A 24,882-nucleotide genomic window follows, 5' to 3' on the forward strand; every position below is an offset into this window, starting at 1 on the left:
GCTCACGCTTCGATTATTATTGGAAATGAATCGTTAACTGATATTTCCATTGTGTTTCAAGCAATAGCCATTGCTGCAGTACGCTGGGCGTCCAGGAGTCATCACCGCCGACGCCCATGTGCTGCCCATCAAGGGTTATCCAGACGCCACTTTCCGGCTGCATCCAGTGCCAGTGGTCAGTCTTCATTAATTGCTCGGTGCCGTAAGGCTGTAGGGAAAAGTGGAAATCGCCCGCCACGTGCCAGCGCCCCCAGTCCAGTGCTTTGTTATCACAACGCAGGCCATTCTCGGTGGGGAATATGTACGGTGTCGTCATCTGGTCCAGCGGCCGTTCCCAGCGGGAGAAACAGGCGCTGGTGCGACGATCCGGGTAGTTCTCATGCGGGCCGAATCCCAGCCATGAGACCGGTTTGTTCTGATCCAGTACCTGGAAATTCAGCCCGATGCGTGGCAGCGGCGGCAGGGTGCCAGCACGTTCGCCGTCAATGGCCAGGTGCAGCTTGCCCTGCGCGTCAAAGGTCATCTGCCAGTGGCTGACGATCATAACCTCGTCCCCGTTCAGGTAATGCCAGCGGCTATCTACCACAACGCTGCTGTTCAGACGCTGCGCGTCACACTGCACGCAGCGGGTAGTGAGGTTGTACAGGCCAGCACTTTTCCAGCGTTCAACCCAGGCGTTGGGATCGATGCGCTCCACTTCACTCACGCCAATATCATTATCCAGTGGTGCGCGTACAAACTGGTCGCGCAACGGGGTCAGCAGTTGCTCCACGCCGTCCACCTGCCAGTGTGTCAACAGTCCGCTTTGACGGTCGATCACCCACTGCTGGGAGCCGCTGCGCACCGCCCATGCACTGTCACTGACCTCAAGCTCAGGGGCATTTCCTGCTGACAAAGGCGCCCGAAGCACCAGCGGTGCTGCGAGGGCAAACTGCTGCCAGGCGACGCGATGTCCGGCATCGGACCATTTCGTGGCCTGCGGCTGGATAACCTCCAGCGTGAGCCATACCTCTTTGGCCCCGGCAGGCAGTGTTAATGTCCCCGACAGCGTCAGCTCGCGCTGTCCTTCAGGGCGAAGCTCAAGTGTTAAGCTGCCGCTGGCAACCGTTTCTCCCGCAGCCTGGACCTGCCAGTGCAACTCCTCGTTATCCGTTGTGCGAAACAGGTACTCACTGGTGATGCTAATGCAAAGCGGAGTTTGCGACAGCAGGGTAAACTGGAAGTATTGCTGTGCATGTTTGGCTTCAATTAATGACGGATGAGGGCTACGGTCGGGGAAGACAAGACCGTTCATACAGAACTGGCGATCGTTGGGTTTATCGCCAAAATCACCGCCATATGCCCAGCCGACGCTGCCATCATCGAACGTTTTAGTGATGGCCTGATCGGCCCAGTCCCAGATAAAGCCCCCCTGCAGGCGCGGATAATCACGGAATGCCTGCCAGTAATCGGCAAAATTTCCCAGGCTGTTGCCCATGGCGTGAGCGTATTCGCAAAGGATTAACGGGCGCTGCTCGCCAGGCAGGCTGATCCACTTTTTAATCCCCCATTTCGGTACCGCAGGGATAAGCTGATCGCTGTCTACGCGGGCATACATCGGGCAGAGAATATCGGTGGTCGTGCTGTTAGCGCCGCCGCCTTCATACTGCACCGGGCGTGACGGGTCGTTACGCTTGAGCCAGTGGTACATAGCTTCGTGATTGCCCCCCACGCCGGACTCATTGCCCAGCGACCAGATAATAATCGACGGGTGGTTGCGATTGTTTTGCACCATCCGTGTGACGCGGGCGCTCCAGGCCGCTAACCAGGACGGATCGTCGGAAAGACGGCTCATTGGCACCATGCCGTGGGTCTCGATATTAGCCTCATCGACCACGTACAGGCCATAGTGGTTACAGAGTTCGTACCAGCGCGGCGCGTTAGGATAGTGAGAGCAGCGAGCAGCGTTAAAGTTATTCTGCTTCATCAGCAGGATGTCCTGCACCATATCGTCTTCGGTAACAACCTGACCGCGCTGATGGTGGTGCTCATGACGGTTTACCCCCCGGATCAACAGCGGTTTACCATTCAACTTCAACAGGCCATTATCGATTTCAACCCGGCGAAACCCGATATCCCAGGCTTCGGCTTCAATCAGTTCATCGCCGCGCCACAGTGAGACGACTGCCCGGTAGCAGTTCGGTGTTTCCGCGCTCCACAGTGCCGGACGTTCCACAGGGAAACGTATCACCGTGCGTTCAGCATAATTGCCGCGTTCATCCGTGACGGGTGACCCGAGCGACTGCTGATGTCTGGCGACCCGTTGCGTGTCATTCCACAGCTCAACGGCCACCGTCAGTTTTTCCAGCAACGGTGTCGGGGCGGCGACGGTGGCATTGACCTCCAGTTCGGCATCGCGATAAAGCGCATCAAGTTGCGGAGTGAGGTGGACATCGCTCAGGTGCAGCGTCGGTTTATTCAGCAGCCAGACGGAACGGAAGATCCCGCTCATACGCCACATATCCTGATCTTCAAGCCAGGTGCCTGCGCTCCAGCGCATCACCATGACGCAGAGGCGGTTCTCGCCCGCCTGTAGGAACGCACTGAGATCGAAGGCCGCGGGCAGGCGACTGTCCTGCGAGTAACCGACCCATTCGCCGTTGCACCACAAGTGGAATGCGGAGTTCACGCCATCGAAGATAATCTGCGTCTGGCCCTCAGCCAGCCAGTCTTTCTCCACGCTAAACGAGAGTGAATAGCAGCCGGTCGGGTTTTCGTCTGGTACGCGTGGCGGCGTCGTATCGATGGGGTAACGCACGTTGGTATAGATTGGCGCGTCATACCCCTCCATTTGCCAGTTCGAGGGGACCGGTGTACTGCGGCTGCCCGCCAAATCGTTTTCCAGCCAGCTGGCGTCCACCTCAAACGGGCTGCGGGCATAAGAAAATTGCCACTGACCATCCAGCAGGCGGCGGTGTGCAGAGAGCTGATTCTCCCTTGCCGAGCGAAGATCGCGCCAGCTGGCAAAGGTCGGATGGGCCGGTAAACGGTTCAGGTGCGTAATGGTCTGGTTTTGCCAGTCTTCATGGGCCAGTACGTCATGAAACAGAGGACCACCGGAGAGGTGACAATCGTGATGTCGCATAGGTATACCTGTAGGATTAATGTAAAATGTCATTCGCCAGACAAGATAGAATGAGTTATCAGATATTTTGTTCAAAGCGGCAACAATGTTGAATTTGAAACTCACGGACGATCACGAAACAAGGCTAAAGCGACAATGTATTGTCGTCTTTCTGACATAAAATGTTAGCGAACGACATTATTGTTAACGGGTAAAAGGAGAAGACGATGGTGCGCCGTACGGCAACCTTAGAAGATGTGGCTCGCGAGGCCGGGGTATCCCAGCAGACGGTCTCACGCGTGCTGAATAAACCTGATGTGGTGGCTGAGCGTACCCGCGATAACGTCATTCGTGCAATGCAGGCACTGCACTATGTACCGAACCGCTCAGCACAATTGCTGGCGGGGAAGTCGGCACCGTCTATAGGGTTGATTACCGCGTCGTTGACCCTGCACGCACCCTCGCAAATCGCTGCTGCGATAAAAAGTCACGCAGGTACACATCAACTGGAGGTCGCTATCGCGATGCCGGTGATGGCTGACTACGCCTCACTTCAGGCGAGGCTGAATGAATTTCGCGCACAAAATATCCGGGGCGCGGTGATTAATCTGCCCCTTGAGGATCACATTGCGGAAAAAATGGTGAGTGAGAACCCGGATATTTGCTGTTTGTTTTTAGATGTTTCGCCGGAAACGGATGTCTGCTGCGTACGGTTTGATCACCTTAATGGCTGCGGAGCATGCATCCGTCATCTCTGGGAATTGGGGCACCGGGAGTTCGGCCTGCTTGCAGGGCCAGAGAGTTCCGTTTCGGCGCGTATGCGATTGAGTAGCTGGCGTGAGACCTTGCACCGACTTGGAGTGAGTAATGCGGTTACGGTCTTTGGTGACTGGAGTGCCGCCAGTGGCCGGAATAAGGCCCTTGAGCTGTTACATCAGTATCCGCGGATTAGCGCGATCGTCGTCGCGAACGATCAAATGGCGCTAGGGGTTTTGAGCGCCCTCACGCAACTGAATCGCACCGGCAGCAGGATGGTTTCCGTCACCGGTTATGATGATACGGCGGACAGCCTCTATTTCCAGCCACCGCTCACCACCGTTGCGCAGGATTTCAACAAGCTGGGTAAACGGGCCGTCGAGTTGTTAATCCAGCAGATGGCCGCCCCTCAGATTCGCATCCGTGAATTGCTGCCGACACATTTGATTATCCGCCAGTCAACCTGTCCTTACAGTGGAGAAGAAGAGGATGAGAAAAAATCTGTCATTGCACAATTAAAATCACTGATAGAAAAACTGTGAAAATTATCAAATCCTCCCCGACAGGCCGAGATGTTACCGCTGATAAATCTGTGCCTCATAAGCCCGTAAGCTTTGCCGTTTTCCCTGCTCCTGATAGTTGCTCAGCAACGGTTGCCAGCCGTCCAGTAACAGCTGTTGCGGATCTATCGCCTGCTGATGGGCACTGAAATTGACGATCACCAACACCTGCTGCTCATTCAGACTACGGGTATAAGCATAGATCTGCGGATGTGTCGGCAGCAGGAGTTGATAAGCCCCTTCGATCAATACCGGCATCTGCCGGCGCAGGCGAATGAGCGCACGATAGAAGTTCAGCACGGAACCGCTGTCTGCGCGTTGGTCCGCCACGTTGATCTCAGGGTAATTACTGTTCGCAGGGAACCAGGGGGTGGCATTGCTGAAACCGCCGTGGGTACTCTGATCCCACTGCATCGGGGTGCGCGAGTTATCGCGCCCGGTGCGGCTGAGGAAGGCGAGGATCTCGGGCTCTTCCCTGCCCTGTCGGCGCATTTCAACGGCGAGTTTCTTCGCGGCAACGTCGTCAAAATCCTCCAGGCTGGCGAAATGCGTATTGGTCATGCCAAGTTCCTGCCCCTGATAAATAAACGGCGTACCTTTCATCAGGAAGAACATCGCCGCAATGGCGGTCGCGCTTTCACGTTGATAATTTTTATCGTCGCCCCAGCCCGATACCACACGGGGAAGATCATGATTTTCTACGTATAACGCGTTCCAGCCTTTGTTTTCCAGCAGTGTCTGCCAGCGCGTGAAAATCTCTTTTAAGCCGGGTAAATCGAGACTGGCTTCCAGGGTGTCCTTTTGCCCATCCTGCCACAGCTTCACGTGCTCAAACTGAAAGATCATATTCAGCCTGTCCCGCTGCTCGCCGACCCACTCTTCACCCTGCTCAGCGGAGGCACCGTTCATTTCGCCGATGGTCACAATGTCATAGTGACTGAACACCTGTTCACACATGTCATCGACGTAATCAAGCAGCCCGTCATAGTTGAGGTGGCGCTCGAACGACGGCACGTAAGGCAGCGCCAGGGGATTAGGCATATCGCTGAAAGTCGGCTCTTTTTTCATATGGCAGATGGCATCAATGCGAAAACCATCCACCCCTTTGTCAAGCCACCAACGCATCATGGCGTACACCGCCGAACGCACCTCGGGGTTTTCCCAGTTCAAATCTGGCTGCTTTTCGGAGAACAAATGCAGGAAATACTGCCCGGTCGCCGCGCTGTATTTCCAGGCAGAACCGTTGAAGATGCTTTCCCAGTTGTTCGGCTCAGCGCCCGCTTTACCGTCGCGCCAGATGTACCAGTCGCGTTTCGGGTTATCCCGTGAGGCGCTGGACGCTAAAAACCACGGATGCTCATCAGAAGTATGGTTCACCACTAAATCAATAATCAGGCGCATACCGCGCGCATGCACCTGTTCAAGCAGACGGTCAAAATCGTCCATCGTGCCAAACTCAGCCATGATTTTCTGGTAATCGCTGATGTCATAGCCGTTGTCATCATTGGGGGACTGATACATGGGGCAGATCCAAATCAGATCGATGCCTAAATCTTCCAGGTAATCGAGTTTTTCCGTGATGCCATTCAGGTCACCTATGCCATCGTTATTGCTGTCGTTGAAGCTGCGCGGGTATATCTGATACGCCACGGCCTCTTTCCACCAGTTTGCCATCACAGCCTCTCAATAAGTAATGCAAAGGATTCATAAGGTTGCAGTTCCATAATCGGCTCCAACTGCTCCCGTGGCGCGTAATTGTTGATGAGACAACGGCCCTGCTGGCTCTGCAGGTTGTCGGGGATCGCCAGCATCACAGCGTCTCGCGTGAAATTATTGATCACCACCAGCGTCTGCTCCCCCAGCGTGCGCAGCCAGGCAAACACCTGCGGATGGTCGACAACGATCTGCCTGAAGTCACCGTGTACCAGCAGCGGCAGCTGCTTACGCAATGCCACCAGCTTCTGGTAGTGGTAAAAAACAGAGTCAGGATCGTCAAGCGCAGCCGCAACATTCACTGTCCTGAAGTTGGGATGAGCCTCAATCCAGGGCTGACCGGTGGTGAACCCCGCATGTGGACTGCTGTCCCACTGCATTGGCGTTCGCGCATTATCGCGCCCGTTGGCGTGGATACCGTGCATCATCGCTTCATGACTCATCCCTCCGCCGATCCGTTCCTGATAAAGATTCAGGCTTTCAATATCCCGATAGTCGTCAATATCAGCAAAACTCACGTTGGTCATGCCAATCTCTTCACCCTGATAAATGTAGGGTGTGCCTTTAAGGCAGTGAAGCGCGGTGGCAAGCATTTTTGCTGACACCACGCGATACTCACCATCATCACCAAATTTGGAGACCGCGCGAGGCAAATCATGGTTGCTCCAGAACAACGAGTTCCAGCCATGGTCAGCCAGTGCCGTCTGCCACTTGTCAATCACGGCCTTAAAGCGCAACAGATCAAACGGCTGGTTGCACCACTTCCCGTACTGTTCATCCCAGAAAAGTTTGATGTGCTCAAACTGAAAGACCATCGTCAGCTCTTGCCGCTCTTCGGCACTGTAGAGCAGGGCGTCTTCCGGCGTTGCGCTCCACGTCTCCCCCACCGTCACGCTGCCGCGCGGACCAAAGGTCGCCCGGTTCATCTGCTGAAGATACAGGTGAAGATGACGGCCATTCGCCATGATCTGTTGATCCACTTCTTTCCCGATCAGGTCGATAACGTCCATTCGGAATCCCCCGATGCCCTTATCCAACCAGCGGTTCATCATGGCGTGGATGGCTTCACGAACGCGCGGGTTTTCCCAGTTGAGATCGGGCTGGCGCGTGGAAAACTGATGCAGGTAATATTCACCGCTGGCCTCATCAAGCGTCCAGGCACTGCCACCAAAGTTCGAACGAGAATCATCAGGCGGCCCGCCGTCTGCCGCCGGTGCTCGCCAGATATAAAAGTCACGGTAAGCACTGTTTTTTGAGGTCCGTGCGTCGATAAACCAGGGATGTTCGTCAGAGGTATGGTTGACCACCAGATCCATCAGGATGTCGATATCACGCGCTTTAGCTTCTGCAATCAGGCGCTCCATGTCGCTCATCGAACCAAAAATGTCGGCAATCTCTTCGTAATCAGAGATGTCATAGCCGTTATCGTCCATCGGCGAACGGTAAACGGGCGACAGCCACAACAGCGTGATGCCAAGCTGTTGCAGGTAATCGAGCTTGCTGATAATACCGTTGAGATCGCCGGTACCGTCGCCGTTACTGTCCATAAAGCTGCGCGGATAGACCTGATAAACCACGGCCTCTTTCCAGTGCGGTGTGCTGTGCATAGCATTGATCACGTGATTTTCCCCCAGACGAATTAGTGTACTTTTGCCAGATGACGTTGAAACGCCTGGCCGTGACTGTCGAACAGGTAACAGCATTCCACCGGAAGCCGTACGCCAACGGTTTGGCCAACATGGATGGCGGAACGCTCGGCATGCCGCACGACCCAGGGTTCGCCCGCATTGCCGTTGTCCAGATACAGCAGGGTTTCATTGCCCATCTGTTCCACAAACATCACCTCGCCCTGGTATTCGCACTGTTCCACATTGCCACTGCGAATATGTTCTGGACGAATACCGATGTTGACGCTGCGGCCCTCCGCCTCGGCCGGGGTGGCGATGGATAACACCAGCGTTTTGCCATTGTCCAGTTCCACCACGCTTTGCTGTTCGCCCGACCGGCGCAGCGTCGCCGGGATCAGATTCATCTTCGGTGAACCGATAAACTGGGCGACAAATTCATTGGCGGGCTGGTCGTACAGCTCAAGCGGCGTTCCCACCTGTTCGATATTGCCCTGATTGAGCACCACGATCCGGTCAGCCAGCGTCATCGCCTCGACCTGATCGTGCGTCACATAAATAATGGTGACACCCAGACGTTTATGCAGGGCAGAGACTTCCATACGCATCTGCACCCGCAGCGAGGCATCAAGGTTGGATAGCGGCTCATCGAACAGGAACAAGCGCGGTTCGCGCACAATGGCACGCCCGATCGCCACGCGCTGACGCTGGCCACCCGACAAATCTTTTGGCCGTCGCTCCAGCAAAGGCTCCAGCTGTAAAATGCGTGCACACTCCCTCACTCGTTGATCAATTTCCGCCTTTGAACAGTGCGCAAGCTCCAGCGCGAATGCCATATTCTGATAAACACTCATATGCGGATACAGTGCATATGACTGGAAGACCATGCCGATACCGCGTTCGGCCGGGCTGTCGTCATTGGCGTAGTGACCATCGATGTACATGCCCCCACCGCTGATCTCCTCCAGCCCGGCAATCATTCGCAGCAGCGTTGACTTGCCGCAGCCAGAAGGCCCGACGATCACCACAAACTCTCCGCTTTTAATCTGCAAATTCAGCGAACGGATGACCTCCGCCTTCGCGCCATAGCGTTTTTGAATCTTATCCAGCGTTAACTGCGCCATATTCCCCTCCCGGTTCTCGATAAAATGATGCCGGCCAGCCACCGGCATGAATGAAATGACGCTATTTCAGATAGTTGAGCCAGGGCTGTTGACGAGAGATCATCACATCGACCAGCTCGGGGATCGCACGGCATTGGTTATTCACAGAGTCCACAAGCAGCGCCTGAATCACCAGATCGCGCGAGCCGGCAATAATGGCCTCGGCCGTAAGATCGTGAATGGCAATCTGATTACTGAGCAGCCCACCAATACCCGGTGGGATGTCTACCTGAATACCGTGCACGCCTTTACGGTCAATGATTGCCGGCACTTCTACAGCGATAAATTCGGGCAACTGTTTAATAAAACCACGATTAGGAATGTTGACGGCGGCCTCCTCATAGCCGGAGTCGGTCAGGATGCCCTCCATAATCGACACCACTCTTTCCTTTAATTTAAGCTCGATCTTCGGCTGCACCCCGCCAAGGTAGTTACGGTAGAAGGTGTAAAAGTCGAGAATGCCACGATGGTCACTCACCTCACCCGCCCAACTGATGTATTCGCCAAAGTGGCTATCCACGGTGATAGGCATGCAGTGGAACTTCTCCAGGATCTCTTTGAACAGGGTGCGGTCTGCCCACGGATACGAACTGTCTTTGCCGCCCAGCGCATGACGCTCAGTACTGCCCTCGGTATCCACCAGTTTGCCGTGCTGACGGGTATACGCCAGGATGTCGCTGTAACCCGGCAGGCTGGCGAAATAGTCAGGCGCTTTGGCGCGGACATCGGCATAGGCATCTTTGCCACTGTCTTTGTAACGCGCTTCCAGCAGCACGCTGAAGTGGTTAAGGCCGCCCGCCCGCAGGCTCAGGTTATCGAACGAGGTGTTGAGCATTTCAGGCAGATAGCGCTCCAGTGAGGCAATTTCATGGCACATGCCAACAAAATTGAGTTCCGGGAAGCGGCGATGAACCGTGGTGCAAATGCGGCTCATGGGATTTGAATAGTTAAAAATCCAGGCATCAGGACAGATGTCAGCCACATCGGCACAAATATCGAGGATCGGAGGAATAATACGCAGCGAATGGAATAACCCCCCCGGCCCCCCATTCTCACCATAAACCTGCTGAATGCCGTACTGCTGCGGGATCTGCCAGTCAAGGTCCCACAGGGCAAAACGGTCGCCCACCTCAATCGAAATGATGACAAATTCGGCCCCGCGCAGTGCCGTGCGACGGTCGGTGGTGGCACTGACGATGAACGGTAAATCTTCTTTTGCCAGAAAGTCTTTCGCAGTCTTTTCGGTCACCGCCAGTGCAACAGGATTAATGTCATGCAGGATGATTTCACTGCCGTACAGCGCACGGCTCTGAAAGATGTCACCCAGGGTGCCGTAGCCAAACTGTGCACTGCCTGCACCCACTAAAACGATTTTTGTAGCCATGTTTACGTCTCCTGACGAGGATATTGTGGGCGTTAGCCCTTAACTGCACCGTTGGTTAATCCACTGACGATGCGTCGCTGGAAGATCAGCACCAGCGCCACAATGGGAAGCGTCACGATCACCGAGGAGGCCATGATGGCTCCCCAGGGAAGTTCAAATTGAGAAGATCCCTGCATCATGCCGATCGCGACAGGCACGGTGCGTTTATCACCGGAAATGACAAACGTCAGGGCGAACATGAATTCATTCCACGCGCCGATAAATGCCAGCAGTCCTGTTGTCACCAGCGACGGCCCCATGATCGGCACGAAAATGCGACGGATGATGGTCCAGGTACTGGCACCGTCGACGATGGCCGCCTCTTCCAGCTCCGTTGGGATAGCCTTCATAAAGGTGGTCAGCACCCAGATGGTGAACGGCAATGAAAAGGTGGTGTAAGAGAGCACCAGCGCGCCAAGCGAGTCATACAACCCCATAAAACGCACCAGCTCAAACATGCCGGAGAGCACTGCCACCTGTGGGAACATCGACACGCAGAGAATGGTGAACAGCAAATACTTGCGGCCTGTAAACTGAATGCGCGACAAAGCAAAAGCGGCGGTAATCGACACCAGAAGGCACAGCCCCACAGTCAGCGTTGCCACCACTGCCGAGTTGAAAAGGCTGCGGGCGATGCCGTTATCCATCAGCGCCGTGACATAATTTCCCCAGTTCATTTCATTGGGTAGCCACTCCACGTTGAAGAGATTCTGCCCTGAACGCAGGGACGTGATAATGGCGTAATAAAACGGGAACAGGCAGATCAGACAGGCGAGTGTCGCTGCGGTCAGAATCATTAAACGTCGGGCAAGCTGTTGTTGTTGACGGTTCAGCCTCATGATTTTGCCTCTCCATTGCTGCGGCGGCCCAGCATCACAAAGCAGGCTGCAATCCCGGCCACCATCATGAATACCAGTACCGACGCAGCGGAACCGGACCCCATTTCCTGATAACTCACTAACTGATCGCGTGCGTAACCTGACACCGACACCGTCGCCTCACTGTTGGAGGTCAGGATATAAATCAGATCAAAGACGCGCAGCGCATCCATGACGCGGAAAATCAGCGCCACGATCATCGCCGGCATAATTAAGGGCAGCGTGATGCGACGAAAACGCTGCCACGCGTTGGCACCATCAATACGTGCCGCTTCGTACAAGTCGCGGGGGATCAGCTGTAGCGCGGCCAACAGCATCAGTGCCATAAACGGCGTGGTTTTCCACACGTCGACGATCACTACCGCCCACATTGAGAGCACCGGGTCCGCCACCCACGCCAGCGGTGTGTTGATCACGCCCATTTTGAGCAGCAGGTCGTTCACCACGCCGTACTGATCGTGAAACATCCAGCTCCACATTCTGGCTGACACAATCGTCGGGATCGCCCAGGGCACGAGGATTGCGGTGCGCACCAGCCCCTGCCCGCGAAACTTCTCGTTCATCAGCAGCGCCAGCAGCATGCCGAAGACCAGCTCAAGCGATACCGACATCATGCTGAAACGCAGCGTGTTACCGACGGCCATCCACCACAGCGGGTCCGCCAGCACGCCGTAATGATGGCCACCCGCAGCAACGTCAAAATAATTGGAAAAGCCGACAAAATGGTAATCGTCAGGCGCATCCAGCATGGCGTCTGTGAAGCTGTAAAACAGCGTACGAAAGAGAGGCCAGCCAGCGACGGCGGCCAGTAACAGTAGCGCAGGCGCCACCAGCAGCCAGGCAATACGGCTGCGGCGCAATTGATAGCTGCGCTTCGCCACCGGTGCGCTGGCGGTGTTGTCAGGAAGGGACAGGGAAGGCGTTTCTTGCTTCATACATCGTACTCCGGACCGTTAATGGGGCATTGGGTTCAACGCCATCCTCTGGCTTTAATTCTCTCCAGCCGCTGCTGTAATCCGGCCACCGCGGTTGCCCCATCAATGTCACCGCGCAACACGTTGTAGGTGGCGTTATAGATCGCTTTAGAGACCTGCGCGTACTGCCGCCGGGTCTGCGTGGCGGGGCGCGGTTTGGCCAGCAAGAAGATGTTTTTGAAGTCAGACAGATAAGGTGCCTGCGCCAGGACCTCAGGATCGTCATACAGCGCGGTGCGTGACGGAGTCCACCCCATCAGCGCCAGGGTTTTCTTCTGTGATTCGGCACTGCTGACGATCTTGAGCAGGGCAATTGCTGCCTGTGGATTTTTGGTATACGCACTGATCGCCCAGTGCCAGCCGCCCATGGCGCTGACCGATGTGCCATCGTCGCTGGCGGGTAACGGCATAACGCCGACCTTGCCACGAATGGCGCTGCTGCGGTCTTCTGCCAGCGTATAGGCGTAAGGCCAGTTGCGCATAAACAGGGCATCACCGTTTTGGAATACCGAACGCGACTCCTCTTCCATATAGCCCAGCGCCCCGGGCGGGACGATTTTACCGATCCACCCTGCGGCCATATCCAATGCCTGCGCAGCGCGCGCGTTGTTGATGGTAATATTGCCTTGAGAATCAATCACACTGCCGCCGTTCTGTGACTCCACCCACTCCAGCGCGTTACAGGTCAGCCCTTCATAGGCTTTGCCCTGAAACACCATTCCCCAGAAATTTTTATGCCCTGATTCGCGTTCACTCTGCTGAATACGCGTGGCAATGCGGGTCAGTTCTGTCCAGGTCACCGGGGGCTTTTCGCCGTATTTAGCCAGTAAGTCTTTGCGGTAAAACAACGCTCCCGCATCCATATAGGCGGGAATCGCTTTCACGCGTCCATTGACCACATCGTTTTGCATCGCGGTGGGGAAAAAGTCATGGCGGATATCGCTAACGCTGTCCGTCAAATCGAGAAGATGTTTGTCCAGCACGCCAATCCATACGGTATCCGCCTGAAACAGATCAATGGCATCGGAATCTTTCGCGGCAAACAGCTGCTGAAACAACGACAGTTTTTCATTAGAGGCAGGAGGAAGATCGATAAATTTCAGGGTATGGCCCGTTTGAGCCTCAAACTTCTGCTTAATATAGTGACAAAATTGACGCCCTTCCTTGCTTGGCGGGCACTCCATGCGCAGGGTATCTGCAGCAGCCAGACCCGATGTCAGGGTCAGTACGGCAAGTACCAGTTCCGGGATCACTCTTCTCATAGCTTGTTCTCAGGTGGGGGCGAGAATATCGTCATAGGAAAAAAAATAGCGAAACCATGACATTGACGGAAATTGATTTTCACCGCTAAGCTATAGAAAAAATCTATAGCATAAAGGGAATATGTGATCGTGGATAAAATTCTTCGTCAGTTTATTGAAGTCGCGATGTTCAAAAATGTGAGTCATGCTGCAAACAAACTTTGCCTTAGCCAGCCCACCGTTACTCATAATATGAAGAAGTTAGAAGAGAGTCTGGGCGTGCAGCTGCTGGAGCGCACGTCAACGGGCGTGAAGACCACCGAATATGGCGACCTTTTGCTGGAGCAGGCGCAAATGATGCAGCGGATTTATGAAAATACGCTGACAAAACTGGCGTTTATCAAAGCACGTCAGGTGCAAAGCCTGCGAATGGGCACGGGGCATGCCTGGTGGCATCTGTTTATCCGCGACAGCTTCACCGCTTACCGAACGCTGCACCCTACCGTCAATATTCACATCGACCAGGGAAACCATCTCAGGTTGATGGATCTGTTACTGGGGGGGGATATCGATCTGTTTGTCGGGCATGAAATTCAGGGTCTGAATTCGAAGGCGGGGATGAGCTTTGTGCCGCTGTTTAGCGTCACTGACAGCCTGTTTGTCCGGCAGGGTCATCCGCTGAGCAACAGAGTTATCGAACCGGTTGAACTGCAGGACTATCCTTGTGTGGAGCTGACGCCGGATGAGGGTCGCTTTCAGCATATGATGGAAGATATGCAACCGAAAAGGCAGGCAAGAAACCGCATGCATTTAGAAGAGAGGGTGATCTGGTCAACTAACTCAATGATGGCGGCAGTCGATATGATCAACGAGTCGGACGCCGTGATGTTGAGCTATCCGTTATGCATGGCTGACTACTTTTCTCGCCATAAGATTGTTCCCTTGCAAACCACGCAACCCAGCCCACGCTATAACGTCGGCTTTTATTTGATGCGTGAGAAGAGGGACACGGCTCACGTGGTGCAAATGCAGGAACTGATGCAACAGCATCTTGAGCCGATCCGCCACCTGCTGGTTTAACGACGGTGATCGGTTAACCCCGTCAGCGCCTCATACAACGAACGGGAGTTACCCGGGCCGACAACCAGGTGATACTTAGTGCTGTGCTGAGCCGTGTCGACTTCCAGCACGGATTTAATCGCGTCTAACGCTTCCAGCGCGTGCCTGTCGAAGCACGCGTTGTCACGAATGGTCACCCTGATGCGACTGGCGCAGTAACTCAGCTTAATGAGATTATCCGCCCCCCCTAATGCCTTCAGCACACCCGCCGCGAGCTTTTGTTTTTCCACATTTCCTCCTGAGAGCCTTTCATATTTTCCGCTGTAGCATAGGGTTGGCATCAGGCGAAGTGAAATTGATTTATTGCCGAGAGATATAGAGTCCATCTATAACTCGCTTCAACAGCATAGCGCGGTGGATATTTTTCAATGAAAAAAAACAGAACTATCCCCCAGAGAGCAAAAGAAACTAAATCGATTCAGCTTAATATCACTCATTCTGAATAAAAATAGAGAATATGATTCCTTTTAGCGACGTAAATTTTATTTCACATTTACTTGATCACTCAAGAGTCGCATAATTAAAAAAAACAAAAACACTCGCAATAATTAATAAAAAATCAGTCAAAAAGTCTATTTTTTACATTACCATCTCAATACTTTACCCCACACATATTAAAGTGATAACTCATCACCTCTCTATATTTTAGGATTAATCATAGGAGAATTATGTTATGTCCTCTCAAGGATTGAAAACGGCTGTCGCTATTTTTCTTGCAACCACTTTTTCTGCCACATCCTATCAGGCCTGCAGTGCCGGGCCAGATACCGCCCCCACGCTCAACGTTCAGCAATCAAATGCTCTGCCCACATGGTGGAAGCAGGCTGTTTTTTATCAGGTATATCCACGCTCATTTAAAGATACAAATGGGGATGGCATTGGGGATTTAAACGGTATTATTGAGAATTTAGACTATCTGAAGAAACTGGGTATTGATGCAATTTGGATCAATCCACATTACGATTCGCCCAATACGGATAATGGTTATGACATCCGGGATTACCGTAAGATAATGAAAGAATACGGTACGATGGAAGACTTTGACCGTCTTATTTCAGAAATGAAGAAACGCAATATGCGTTTGATGATTGATATTGTTATCAACCACACCAGCGATCAGCATGCCTGGTTTGTTCAGAGCAAATCGGGTAAGAACAACCCCTACAGGGACTATTATTTCTGGCGTGACGGTAAGGATGGCCATGCCCCCAATAACTATCCCTCCTTCTTCGGTGGCTCAGCCTGGGAAAAAGACGATAAATCAGGCCAGTACTACCTCCATTACTTTGCCAAACAGCAACCCGACCTCAACTGGGACAATCCCAAAGTCCGTCAAGACCTGTATGACATGCTCCGCTTCTGGTTAGATAAAGGCGTTTCTGGTTTACGCTTTGATACCGTTGCCACCTACTCGAAAATCCCGAACTTCCCTGACCTTAGCCAACAGCAGTTAAAAAATTTCGCCGAGGAATATACTAAAGGTCCTAAAATTCACGACTACGTGAATGAAATGAACAGAGAAGTATTATCCCACTATGATATCGCCACTGCGGGGGAAATATTTGGGGTTCCTCTGGATAAATCGATTAAGTTTTTCGATCGCCGTAGAAATGAATTAAATATAGCGTTTACGTTTGATCTGATCAGGCTCGATCGTGATGCTGATGAAAGATGGCGGCGAAAAGACTGGACCCTTTCGCAGTTCCGAAAAATTGTCGATAAGGTTGACCAAACGGCAGGAGAGTATGGGTGGAATGCCTTTTTCTTAGACAATCACGACAATCCCCGCGCGGTTTCTCACTTTGGTGATGATCGACCACAATGGCGCGACCCTGCGGCGAAAGCACTGGCAACATTGACGCTGACCCAGCGTGCAACGCCGTTTATCTACCAGGGTTCAGAACTCGGTATGACCAATTATCCCTTTAAAAAAATCGATGATTTCGATGATGTAGAGGTGAAAGGTTTTTGGCGAGACTACGTTGAAACAGGCAAAGTGAAAGCTGAGGAATTCCTTCAAAACGTACGCCAAACCAGCCGTGATAACAGCAGAACCCCCTTCCAGTGGGATGCAAGCAAAAACGCAGGCTTTACCAGCGGAACCCCCTGGTTAAAAATCAATCCCAATTATAAAGAAATCAACAGCGCAGATCAGATTAACAATCCAAATTCCGTATTTAACTATTATAGAAAGCTGATTAACATTCGCCACGACATCCCTGCCTTAACCTACGGCAGTTATATTGATTTAGATCCTGACAACAATTCAGTCTATGCTTACACCCGAACGCTCGGCGCTGAAAAATATCTTGTGGTCATTAATTTTAAAGAAGAAGTGATGCACTACACCCTGCCTGGGGATTTATCCATCAATAAGGTGATTACTGAAAACAACAATCACACTATTGTGAATAAAAATGACAGGCAACTCCGTCTTGAACCCTGGCAGTCGGGCATTTATAAACTTAATCCGTAGAAGATCCTCGTGGGGCTACAAGCGTTTGTAGCCCCTTCCAGGCTCAAAAAAGGCCTGGCGACCCGGTTTACTCTGCTGCCCATTCGATTCGGTTCTTGCCCCGGTCTTTCGCTTCATACAGGGCGACATCCACGCGTTTAAGTAAATTCTCGACCGTTTCGTCTTCTTTTTTGTGACCGGCGCCGATACTGACAGTAAAGCGTATTTCATCCCGGATGATTAAGTCTCGGGTTCGGGATAGTATTTTTTCCGCCACAACGCTGGCGTCCTGTTGTGATGGCAATGTCACTATAACGGCAAATTCTTCACCGCCGATTCTTGACGCGGTAACATTACCGTCATGCAGGCTACTCAACAGATTACCGAACTCCCTAAGGACTTCATCACCCATATCGTGTCCATATTTATCATTGATGTTTTTAAAAAAGTCGATATCAATGATAAAAACATAATTATCTGTGTTTTTTAACTCCAGAAAAATGTTTCTGAAATACCGTCTGTTTGGCAAGCTCGTCAATTCGTCACGATAAGAATTAATGCTGATATCGGCATATTTGCCATTGACATATCTCACAATAAAATAGATACCAATCGAAACACAGAGCATCCCTGCCAGCTTGAAGACATCTTCAATATAATACCCCACCCACCGTGGCTGCTGGATAAATTCATCCATCACATCAAACGCAGCAGAGATGATCCAGATATGCAGGCCCAGGTTAATGCCTCTGCGCAGGCTGGCGTTAACCGTTAAACGGTTAAAACTCCATAAGATAAAGTTAAGTATTAGCCACTGAATGATGTCCACTATCCAGCCGGAATTTTCCATCCATGAATGTCCAATTTTCTTTTCCGGAAAGCTGGCCAGATTAATAATCACCACAAAAAAACATAACACCAGAGAGGATAGCATTGGTATGTAAAGATTTTTTAGTGATTCATTTTTTGTAAAAAGTCCGTCTTCATATTTCACAAATGGCATACTAACCCCTGATAAATATTGAAATGAAAATCATTCTCATATAAATTTTATGCCTGAATATTTCATTATTTACCTATCCCTGGCGGTTATAACAACATGTCATCTCCTTGTTTTGGTTTGCGTGAAAACATTGTGCTGATCTTCTCGGAACATAACAACTGGCTACCTGAATTTTACCCTGTACCAAAATCCTGCCGCACTCAGCAACAGAATTCCGGCATGATAAACACGCTCCTGAACGGAGGAAGAATGAGAAAAGCCCGCTCAGGAAATCCTGAGCGGGCTTTTTGTTTTTCATAACTTTGCACGAACCTTTGTATGATTTTAATGCATCAGGGTGAGCGGGAAAAACATCCCTACGCTGGCCTTACCGGTAAAAAGGTCAGAATAGCCCGTTGAGAAAATTTCATTTTTATTCTTTCGCATCGAGCTGAAGATTTTTGCGCACGACCTTATCCAACAATGACGCAGGCGCGAATCTGAGAATAAAATTCAACTGTCCTGCCAGCGCGCCCGCCGTGTAACGCACCTTCGGGCGTAACGCCTGAACCGCTTTCACCACCACGTCAGCCACAATCTCCGGGCCTTCCGCTGCGTCCATTGCTTTGCTCACCACTTTCGCAAGTTTAGCCCGGATCAGGTCATACTCTTCACGCTTCGCATCCGGCTCAATGTTATTGGCTTCAAACTGCGTTTTCGTATAGGCCGGTTCGATGACGGACACTCTGATACCCTGCGTGCGCAGTTCATGATCCAGTGCTCCCGTATACCCTTCGACCGCATGCTTACTGGCCGCATACAGAGCCACGTAGGGCAACGGAACGATCCCCAGTATTGAACCGATGTTAATGATCCGCCCACTGCCCTGACGGCGCATGTGAGGGATCACTGCCCGCGTCACCCTGACGATGCCCAGAAAGTTAGTGTCGAAAATGCGCCTGGCCTGTTCGACAGAACTTTCTTCCGCCGCCGCCGGGGCAATTCCGAAGCCCGCATTGTTCACCAGAATATCGATTCGCCCCTCCAGACGCAGCAATTCCTCAATGGCAGCCTCGACAGAAGCGTCGTCCGTCACATCCAGCGTTAATAACGGAAACGGATGCGTTCCCGCCTGGGAGCCACGCCGACTCGTGCCATAGACCGTATAACCCGCGGCTAACAGTTTATGAGCCGACGCTTCGCCGATACCTGAGGAAGCGCCGGTCACCAGTGCTACACGTTTTTTTGTCATGCTGAACAGGACCTTATTCACTAAAGCGTTTTATATCGCTCTGCGGCTTCATCTTGTTTGATGTCCGAAAGCAGAGCCTGACGCGAGGCATCGAGGGTGTCCCAGCGTGCAGCATGATGCAGTGGTGGGATGGTGACGAGTTCACGGCGATCAAAGCCCACCAGTGCGGCATCCACTAACTCGCCCACTTCCATGAATTTTGACGCATTAGTGATGTCGATCCCCGCACGATCCCAGATTTCCGTGTAAGTGCCGGCAGGGAGCACCGCCTGGACATAAATGCCCTGAGATGACAGCTCGACATTCATTCCCTGAGACAGGAAAAGAACAAAAGCTTTGGTTGCGCCGTAAACCGACATAGAAAATTCAGGGGCCAGGCCTACGATAGAACTGATGTTGACAATCGATCCCTCACCCGCTTGCACAAACCGTGGTGTCACGGCACTGGCCAGTCTCGTCAGGGCGGTAACGTTAAGCGCGATAAGGCGTTCTATCGAATCAGGCGTCTGCTCTGTAAAACTGCCGGACTGCGCGATACCCGCGTTATTGATCAGAATGCCAATCTGCGTGTCTTCACGCAGGCGGGCTTCGACCACGGCTAAATCACGCGTTTGCGTGAGGTCCGCAGGTAACACATCGACAGAAATGCCATTTTCCTGTCGCAGGCGATCGGCAAGTGTCTCTAACCTTGCTTTGTCGCGTGCAACCAGAACAAGGTTGTGTCCCCGGCGGGCGAACCGCTCAGCATAAACAGCACCAATACCCGTCGAAGCGCCTGTAATAAGAACTGAATTTTTAGTCATAAGGTGATCTTCTTTATTAATGTGTAATCAGAATCCGCAATGTGCGGTCCGGGTAGAACCTGGACATCGGCGCTTTACTTGCTGGTTTCAGCAAGCGACGGGTAATCGGTATATCCCGCTGCGCCACCGCCATACAGCGTGTCAGGGTTAAGTGAGGCTAGAGGTGCGCCCGTTTTCAGCCTGTCGACCAGATCCGGGTTAGAAATGAATGGGCGGCCAAACGCGAACAGATCGGCTTTGCCTTGCGTAAGTTGAGCGGACGCCAGCGCCAGGTCGTAGCCGTTGTTGCCGATCCAGGTGTTTTTAAAGCGGCGGCGCAGGGAGCCGTAATCGAACGGCGATACATCACGCGGGCCACCCGTCGCGCCTTCAACCACATGGAGATACACGATGCCTAATGCATTGAGTTGATCGGCAACGTAGTCATATTGCGGCTGCGGATCGCTGCATGAAATCGCATTCGCAGGTGAAACCGGTGAAATGCGTACGCCGGTGCGATCAGCGCCGATCTCCTCTTTCACGGCCGCCGTCACTTCTAACAGCAGACGCGCACGATTCTCGACAGAGCCGCCGTACTCATCGGTACGCTGATTAGCGCCGTCTTTCAGGAACTGTTCCAGCAGATAACCATTTGCGCCATGGATCTCTACGCCATCAAACCCGGCGGCAATGGCATTGGCCGATGCTTTTCTGAAATCGTCGATAATCCCCTGTATTTCTGGTAACTCGAGCGCACGTGGCTCAGAGACATCAGCAAAACCGTTGTTCACAAAGGTCTTCGTCTCAGCACGAAGAGCAGACGGTGCGACCGGCGCAGCGCCACCCGGCTGTAAATCGACATGCGAGATGCGTCCTACGTGCCATAGCTGTACAAAAATTCGCCCACCTTTGGCATGAACCGCGTCAGTCACTTTGCGCCAGCCTTCGATTTGCGCTTGCGTATAGATCCCCGGCGTATCCTGATAGCCCTGTGCCTGTGCTGAGATCTGCGTGGCTTCGGTAATCAGTAATCCTGCGGTGGCACGCTGGGCGTAGTAAGTCGCTGCCAGTTCGCTGGGTACCAATCCTGCTCCTGCCCGGTTACGCGTCAGGGGTGCCATCACGAGATGGTTGGCCAGGGTGATGGTCCCCAGCTCGTAGGGTTGAAATAATGTCTGGTTTGTCATGTTTAATCGCCTGCTCAGTGGATGGTCAACGTGTCGATGTAATGATGATGATCGTAATCTATAAAGTCAACTGGTTTGATTATGGTCATCATCAATGTATACTTACCTCCTATTTTTGAAACGGGCAGAAAGCATGAAAGTGTCGAAAGAGCAGGTTCGGGAAAACCGAATACGCATTGTTGAAACGGCCTCAGAACTTTTTCGTGAGCGCGGTTACGATGGCGTGGGCGTCGCGGAACTGATGTCAGCGGCAGGCTTAACCCACGGAGGCTTCTACAAGCACTTTGGTTCCAAGGCTGATCTGATGGCGGAGGCAATGAGCTGCGGTTTCACGCGATCGGCAGAAAGCACGGCAGGTGTGAACCGGGAAAAATTTATTGAATACTACCTCTCCCGACAACATCGCGATGACATGGGAAAGGGATGTGTGATGTCGGCGCTGGGCACCGATACGGCCCGTCAGTCTGAATCCATCAAGGCGACATTTGCGGCCGGGATTGAACGTCAGCTGGCCGTTTTAGGCAATGAAAATGGATCGCGCGCTGAGCTGATAGACACCATTGCGCATCTTGTCGGCGCCCTGGTGCTGTCCCGTGCCTGCCCGGATGATTCCGCTCTGGCTGATGAAATTCTGGATGTATGCCGCACTCGCCTTCTCATTCCCAGGGTAAACCTGGCTCCCAGCGTTCCACAAGCAGGTCAATAAAGGCTCTGATTCGCGGTGATAAATGATGACAACGTGTCTGGCTTTACGCCATGCTTACGTCAATGTTCATCAGGATGAAATCAGACATGCTCATCAGGCCCGCTCCACTCTCTGTGGATTTGCCCGACTGTGGTTACAATAACGTCAGTCCCCCCAGCCAGGCACAATTCTGGCGTGATTCGACTACGGGTTATGTGGAAAGTCGTCGCGCCTGTAACAGCCGTGCATGTTATAAGCCACACAGTCACCCCACCTTTTCAATAGGGGCAGTGGATGCAGGCTGTAGCACATTTACAGGAGCGTCCGGGGGCCCTTGCGCTCTTCGGCCAGGAATGATGGTTTTCATTCCCGCTAACTGCGTTCATGCCTGTAATCCATTACCCGATCAGTCCTGGAGCTATCAGATGCTGTATCTGGATGCTGCATGGTTAAATGAAGTCATGGCTGAAATAAGCCCTATTTCAGGGGGATTCATCAGTAAAAAAGACATTCGAATCATTGATAATGAAGCGGTCTATGGCCGCTTTTGTGAAATGAATGCCACCCTGTTTTCAGACGCCAGTGCAGAAGACAAAAATACGGCGTTAATAGAGTTTATTGGCGACTGTGACTGTGGCATCAATCTGGTAGACACATTTCCTGGGTTATCAGCGGGTGTCAGGCTGGCGCTGAAAAACGTTATCGATGTGTTGCAGCAAACTGACCGGCAGCCGTGGGCATTAGCCGCGTTGGCAAATATTGCAGGCATGAGTCGCTATCAACTCATCAGGGAGTTTCGCGCGGCCACCGGAATGACACCACATGCTTACCAACTCAATGTGCGTATTAATCAGGCACGCCGCTGGCTACAGTCAGGCCATGAAATAACAGAAATTGCTTATCGACTGGGTTTTGCCGATCAAAGCCATTTTCAGCGCGTATTCAAGGCTTATGCTGGCGTAACGCCGGGTTGCTATCGAGCCTGAGTAAAATGCAATTTTATTCAATACAATCCTGCCTCAAGGCTGCACCCTATTAAAAAATATTTTCTAAAAGGGTGATACCGTGATGCAACAATTTCTTATCGTGGCCGCAGCGCATTTTTTGGCGTTGCTGTCGCCAGGCCCGGATTTTTTTCTGGTTGCCCGAACCTCAATTAAAGCTGGCTGGCGTCACGCAGCGAAGGCTTGTCTGGGAATCGCGATCGCTAACGGTGTTTTTATCTTCGCGGCTTTCAGTGGTCTTACGCTTCTTCGCCCTGGCAGCATGAGCTTTATTGCCATTCAGCTTGCAGGCTGTGCCTACTTACTGTACATCGGTATGCTTTTCATCCGTTTTGCAGGCACGAGCACTATCGCCGAGCATCATGTCAAAGCACCCGGGCGTGTCACCGCATCTGCCGATGTATTGAGTCACTGGCGTGTATTCGGCATGGGCTTTTTATCGGGTATTCTCAATCCAAAAAATGCGCTGTTTTACGTCAGCCTGGCCACGCTGATTGAGGGATCTCATACCGAGACAAATTTGAAGTTCTTCTATGGTGTGTGGATGTTTAGTATTGTGCTGCTGTGGGATTTACTGATAGCCATCTTCATTGGTAATCGTCTGGTATTACAATCCTTTTCGCAGTTATTACCCTGGCTGGAACGTATCTCCGGAGTCATGCTGATTGGGCTGGCGCTAAGTGTCCCCGTGGTCAATGTCATGGCACTGGCTTGAAAAGCAGCGTACTCCCCGCTTCCGACATCCGTATTATTTCGCAGCATCCACGTCTGCTGTTGGCACGGCGCAGATCGAGGCCGGTAGCAGGTCTGCGATAAGCGGACTAAGGTCTATCCTATCCGTTCGGAGCTGTAACCGGCACATTCCAAAGCCTTTGTATCCATTCCTTAATGATTTTATCATCTATGATAAACCCTTCTGTCAGCTTGACCTGGTTTATCAGGGATAACATAACAAGGACTAAACGCATGCTTACCGTAAATATTCGAGCCACGATCGGAGGGGCTCTTTTATTGATGTCAGTCGTGGTCTCAGCGTCCGCAACTCAGTCTTTGTCCGTACCTTCTGAACATCCGAACTCGCAGCGTATCTCTGTACAGACGGAAGGTTCAGGAACGGATGTCATATTGATTCCGGGGCTGGCGTCGTCTCGCGAAGTTTGGGCCGAATTAGCATCAACTTTACGCAGGAGCCACCGTATTCATCTTGTTGAACTTGCGGGCTTTGCAAGTACGCCTGCCATTTCCAATCCTGAGGGAAAGGTCATCGCTCCGGCAGTTGACGCCATTGCTGATTACATTCACACCCAGCACATAAAAGCACCGGTGATCATTGGCCATTCTCTTGGAGGGGAGATTGCATTGATGCTGGGGGCCCGTCATCCCGACCTGGTCGGTCGTTTGATGATCGTCGATGCCTTGCCGTTCTATACGTTGATGATTGACCCTGCGGCGACCACCAAAACCGCTGCCCGGCATGCCACAGCCACGCGGGATTGGCTACTGGGGCAGTCGCCGGAACAAATCAAAGAGTCTCAGAATACATCTATCGCCCGTTTAGCTAAGACCGAGGCTGTGAGGCCTGCTCTGGTGGCTGCGGGGATCCATTCTGATCGCAAAACTGTTGCGGATACCGTGTATGAATTGATGATTACCGATTTGCGCCCCGAGCTTGGACGCATTAGAGCGCCGATTGAGGTCGTGTACGCGTATGACGCCTTATTCGGGGTTCCTGCAGCCAGCGTGGATGCGATGTACCGTAAAGCCTATGCATCTGCATCTGATATCCATTTCACGCGTATCGATGACAGTTTTCACTTTGTCATGCTTGATCAGCCAGAACGTTTTTCCAGCGCGGTTGAGTCATTCTTAAATCAATAAAGGATGCTGCTACACATCAAGTTGACGTTGGAGCTGCAGCTAAGTCCGGCCAGCAGATATAGCTGCCAAAAACAGCGATCCGGTGAACCCACTTGCCGCTCC

20 protein-coding genes are annotated in these 24,882 nt (G+C 52.4%); 7 read left to right on the top strand and 13 right to left on the bottom strand.

Annotated elements, in window-relative coordinates:
• Window positions 1–16: 16 nt before the first annotated feature.
• Window positions 17–3,124 (bottom strand): beta-galactosidase, encoded by a 3,108-nt coding sequence (locus LJN55_RS14360; RefSeq protein WP_227534688.1) that lies wholly within the window; start codon window positions 3,122–3,124, stop codon window positions 17–19.
• A gap of 206 nt (window positions 3,125–3,330) precedes the next feature.
• On the opposite strand from LJN55_RS14360, the gene LJN55_RS14365 reads away from it, so the two are divergent.
• Entirely contained in the window at window positions 3,331–4,401 is a 1,071-nt protein-coding gene (locus tag LJN55_RS14365; protein WP_227534689.1) for a LacI family DNA-binding transcriptional regulator, read from the top strand.
• A gap of 33 nt (window positions 4,402–4,434) precedes the next feature.
• On the opposite strand, the gene LJN55_RS14370 is transcribed toward LJN55_RS14365, so the two are convergent.
• The 7 genes from LJN55_RS14370 to LJN55_RS14400 form a co-directional block, all read right to left on the bottom strand.
• Window positions 4,435–6,093: a glycoside hydrolase family 13 protein gene (locus tag LJN55_RS14370; protein ID WP_227534690.1), complete on the bottom strand. Its 1,659-nt coding sequence runs from the start codon at window positions 6,091–6,093 to the stop codon at window positions 4,435–4,437.
• Window positions 6,093–7,739: a glycoside hydrolase family 13 protein gene (locus LJN55_RS14375; protein WP_320443529.1), complete on the bottom strand. Its 1,647-nt coding sequence runs from the start codon at window positions 7,737–7,739 to the stop codon at window positions 6,093–6,095. The genes LJN55_RS14370 and LJN55_RS14375 overlap by 1 nt, the downstream gene beginning before the upstream one ends.
• A 32-nt stretch (window positions 7,740–7,771) precedes the next feature.
• Complete coding sequence (locus tag LJN55_RS14380) at window positions 7,772–8,881, bottom strand: ABC transporter ATP-binding protein (RefSeq protein ID WP_133841663.1); 1,110 nt, start codon at window positions 8,879–8,881, stop codon at window positions 7,772–7,774.
• A 61-nt stretch (window positions 8,882–8,942) separates the two neighbouring features.
• Window positions 8,943–10,304 (bottom strand): family 4 glycosyl hydrolase, encoded by a 1,362-nt coding sequence (locus tag LJN55_RS14385; protein WP_213202073.1) that lies wholly within the window; start codon window positions 10,302–10,304, stop codon window positions 8,943–8,945.
• Between the two features lie 32 nt (window positions 10,305–10,336).
• Window positions 10,337–11,182 (bottom strand): carbohydrate ABC transporter permease, encoded by an 846-nt coding sequence (locus LJN55_RS14390; protein WP_133841661.1) that lies wholly within the window; start codon window positions 11,180–11,182, stop codon window positions 10,337–10,339.
• Complete coding sequence (locus LJN55_RS14395) at window positions 11,179–12,156, bottom strand: carbohydrate ABC transporter permease (RefSeq protein WP_133841660.1); 978 nt, start codon at window positions 12,154–12,156, stop codon at window positions 11,179–11,181. Before LJN55_RS14395 ends, LJN55_RS14390 begins: the two co-directional genes overlap by 4 nt.
• Before the next feature lie 35 nt (window positions 12,157–12,191).
• Window positions 12,192–13,457: an ABC transporter substrate-binding protein gene (locus LJN55_RS14400; protein WP_200643319.1), complete on the bottom strand. Its 1,266-nt coding sequence runs from the start codon at window positions 13,455–13,457 to the stop codon at window positions 12,192–12,194.
• Between the two features lie 123 nt (window positions 13,458–13,580).
• Here LJN55_RS14400 and LJN55_RS14405 point away from each other — a divergent pair, with 123 nt between their 5' ends.
• Complete coding sequence (locus tag LJN55_RS14405) at window positions 13,581–14,516, top strand: LysR family transcriptional regulator (RefSeq protein ID WP_320443507.1); 936 nt, start codon at window positions 13,581–13,583, stop codon at window positions 14,514–14,516.
• Here LJN55_RS14405 and LJN55_RS14410 read toward each other — a convergent pair.
• A complete protein-coding gene (locus LJN55_RS14410; RefSeq protein ID WP_227534693.1) occupies window positions 14,513–14,785 on the bottom strand; it encodes a PTS transporter subunit EIIB in 273 nt (90 codons plus the stop codon). The genes LJN55_RS14405 and LJN55_RS14410 overlap by 4 nt on opposite strands.
• A gap of 443 nt (window positions 14,786–15,228) precedes the next feature.
• On the opposite strand from LJN55_RS14410, the gene LJN55_RS14415 reads away from it, so the two are divergent.
• The gene (locus LJN55_RS14415) at window positions 15,229–17,031 is read left to right on the top strand and encodes a glycoside hydrolase family 13 protein (protein ID WP_227534694.1); all 1,803 of its coding nucleotides are present in this window, start codon (window positions 15,229–15,231) and stop codon (window positions 17,029–17,031) included.
• Between the two features lie 67 nt (window positions 17,032–17,098).
• Here LJN55_RS14415 and LJN55_RS14420 read toward each other — a convergent pair whose 3' ends face one another.
• From LJN55_RS14420 to LJN55_RS14435, 4 genes are all read right to left on the bottom strand, one after another.
• The gene (locus LJN55_RS14420) at window positions 17,099–18,013 is read right to left on the bottom strand and encodes a GGDEF domain-containing protein (protein WP_227534695.1); all 915 of its coding nucleotides are present in this window, start codon (window positions 18,011–18,013) and stop codon (window positions 17,099–17,101) included.
• Window positions 18,014–18,425: 412 nt separating this feature from the next.
• Window positions 18,426–19,244 (bottom strand): oxidoreductase, encoded by an 819-nt coding sequence (locus LJN55_RS14425; RefSeq protein ID WP_227534696.1) that lies wholly within the window; start codon window positions 19,242–19,244, stop codon window positions 18,426–18,428.
• A gap of 20 nt (window positions 19,245–19,264) precedes the next feature.
• Entirely contained in the window at window positions 19,265–20,047 is a 783-nt protein-coding gene (locus LJN55_RS14430) for an SDR family NAD(P)-dependent oxidoreductase (RefSeq protein ID WP_133841653.1), read from the bottom strand.
• A gap of 74 nt (window positions 20,048–20,121) precedes the next feature.
• Window positions 20,122–21,213, bottom strand: coding sequence for an alkene reductase (locus tag LJN55_RS14435; protein WP_227534697.1), 1,092 nt, complete (start codon window positions 21,211–21,213; stop codon window positions 20,122–20,124).
• Window positions 21,214–21,346: 133 nt separating this feature from the next.
• Here LJN55_RS14435 and LJN55_RS14440 point away from each other — a divergent pair, with 133 nt between their 5' ends.
• From LJN55_RS14440 to LJN55_RS14455, 4 genes are all read left to right on the top strand, one after another.
• Window positions 21,347–21,919 carry a TetR/AcrR family transcriptional regulator gene (locus LJN55_RS14440; protein WP_227534698.1) on the top strand — a complete coding sequence of 191 codons (573 nt, stop codon included), beginning with the start codon at window positions 21,347–21,349 and terminating at the stop codon, window positions 21,917–21,919.
• A gap of 86 nt (window positions 21,920–22,005) precedes the next feature.
• Window positions 22,006–22,884, top strand: a complete 879-nt coding sequence (locus LJN55_RS14445) for an AraC family transcriptional regulator (RefSeq protein ID WP_227536397.1) — start codon at window positions 22,006–22,008, stop codon at window positions 22,882–22,884.
• An 82-nt stretch (window positions 22,885–22,966) separates the two neighbouring features.
• On the top strand, window positions 22,967–23,617 hold the full coding sequence (locus LJN55_RS14450; protein ID WP_227536398.1) for a LysE family translocator: 651 nt from the start codon (window positions 22,967–22,969) through the stop codon (window positions 23,615–23,617).
• Between the two features lie 251 nt (window positions 23,618–23,868).
• The gene (locus LJN55_RS14455) at window positions 23,869–24,780 is read left to right on the top strand and encodes an alpha/beta fold hydrolase (RefSeq protein WP_133841646.1); all 912 of its coding nucleotides are present in this window, start codon (window positions 23,869–23,871) and stop codon (window positions 24,778–24,780) included.
• The last annotated feature ends 102 nt before the right edge of the window (window positions 24,781–24,882 follow it).

Source organism: Erwinia rhapontici, from assembly GCF_020683125.1.
In the GTDB taxonomy this organism is placed as follows: Bacteria; Pseudomonadota; Gammaproteobacteria; order Enterobacterales; family Enterobacteriaceae; genus Erwinia; species Erwinia rhapontici.

What these genes read in the sequence shown, in the direction of transcription:
- LJN55_RS14360 (WP_227534688.1), bottom strand. Translation starts at nt 3,124, where the DNA reads ATGCGACATCACGATTGTCACCTCTCCGGTGGTCCTCTGTTTCATGAC.
- LJN55_RS14365 (WP_227534689.1), top strand. Translation starts at nt 3,331, where the DNA reads ATGGTGCGCCGTACGGCAACCTTAGAAGATGTGGCTCGCGAGGCCGGG.
- LJN55_RS14370 (WP_227534690.1), bottom strand. Translation starts at nt 6,093, where the DNA reads ATGGCAAACTGGTGGAAAGAGGCCGTGGCGTATCAGATATACCCGCGC.
- LJN55_RS14375 (WP_320443529.1), bottom strand. Translation starts at nt 7,739, where the DNA reads ATGCACAGCACACCGCACTGGAAAGAGGCCGTGGTTTATCAGGTCTAT.
- LJN55_RS14380 (WP_133841663.1), bottom strand. Translation starts at nt 8,881, where the DNA reads ATGGCGCAGTTAACGCTGGATAAGATTCAAAAACGCTATGGCGCGAAG.
- LJN55_RS14385 (WP_213202073.1), bottom strand. Translation starts at nt 10,304, where the DNA reads ATGGCTACAAAAATCGTTTTAGTGGGTGCAGGCAGTGCACAGTTTGGC.
- LJN55_RS14390 (WP_133841661.1), bottom strand. Translation starts at nt 11,182, where the DNA reads ATGAGGCTGAACCGTCAACAACAACAGCTTGCCCGACGTTTAATGATT.
- LJN55_RS14395 (WP_133841660.1), bottom strand. Translation starts at nt 12,156, where the DNA reads ATGAAGCAAGAAACGCCTTCCCTGTCCCTTCCTGACAACACCGCCAGC.
- LJN55_RS14400 (WP_200643319.1), bottom strand. Translation starts at nt 13,457, where the DNA reads ATGAGAAGAGTGATCCCGGAACTGGTACTTGCCGTACTGACCCTGACA.
- LJN55_RS14415 (WP_227534694.1), top strand. Translation starts at nt 15,229, where the DNA reads ATGTCCTCTCAAGGATTGAAAACGGCTGTCGCTATTTTTCTTGCAACC.
- LJN55_RS14420 (WP_227534695.1), bottom strand. Translation starts at nt 18,013, where the DNA reads ATGCCATTTGTGAAATATGAAGACGGACTTTTTACAAAAAATGAATCA.
- LJN55_RS14425 (WP_227534696.1), bottom strand. Translation starts at nt 19,244, where the DNA reads ATGACAAAAAAACGTGTAGCACTGGTGACCGGCGCTTCCTCAGGTATC.
- LJN55_RS14430 (WP_133841653.1), bottom strand. Translation starts at nt 20,047, where the DNA reads ATGACTAAAAATTCAGTTCTTATTACAGGCGCTTCGACGGGTATTGGT.
- LJN55_RS14435 (WP_227534697.1), bottom strand. Translation starts at nt 21,213, where the DNA reads ATGACAAACCAGACATTATTTCAACCCTACGAGCTGGGGACCATCACC.
- LJN55_RS14440 (WP_227534698.1), top strand. Translation starts at nt 21,347, where the DNA reads ATGAAAGTGTCGAAAGAGCAGGTTCGGGAAAACCGAATACGCATTGTT.
- LJN55_RS14445 (WP_227536397.1), top strand. Translation starts at nt 22,006, where the DNA reads ATGCTCATCAGGCCCGCTCCACTCTCTGTGGATTTGCCCGACTGTGGT.
- LJN55_RS14450 (WP_227536398.1), top strand. Translation starts at nt 22,967, where the DNA reads ATGCAACAATTTCTTATCGTGGCCGCAGCGCATTTTTTGGCGTTGCTG.
- LJN55_RS14455 (WP_133841646.1), top strand. Translation starts at nt 23,869, where the DNA reads ATGCTTACCGTAAATATTCGAGCCACGATCGGAGGGGCTCTTTTATTG.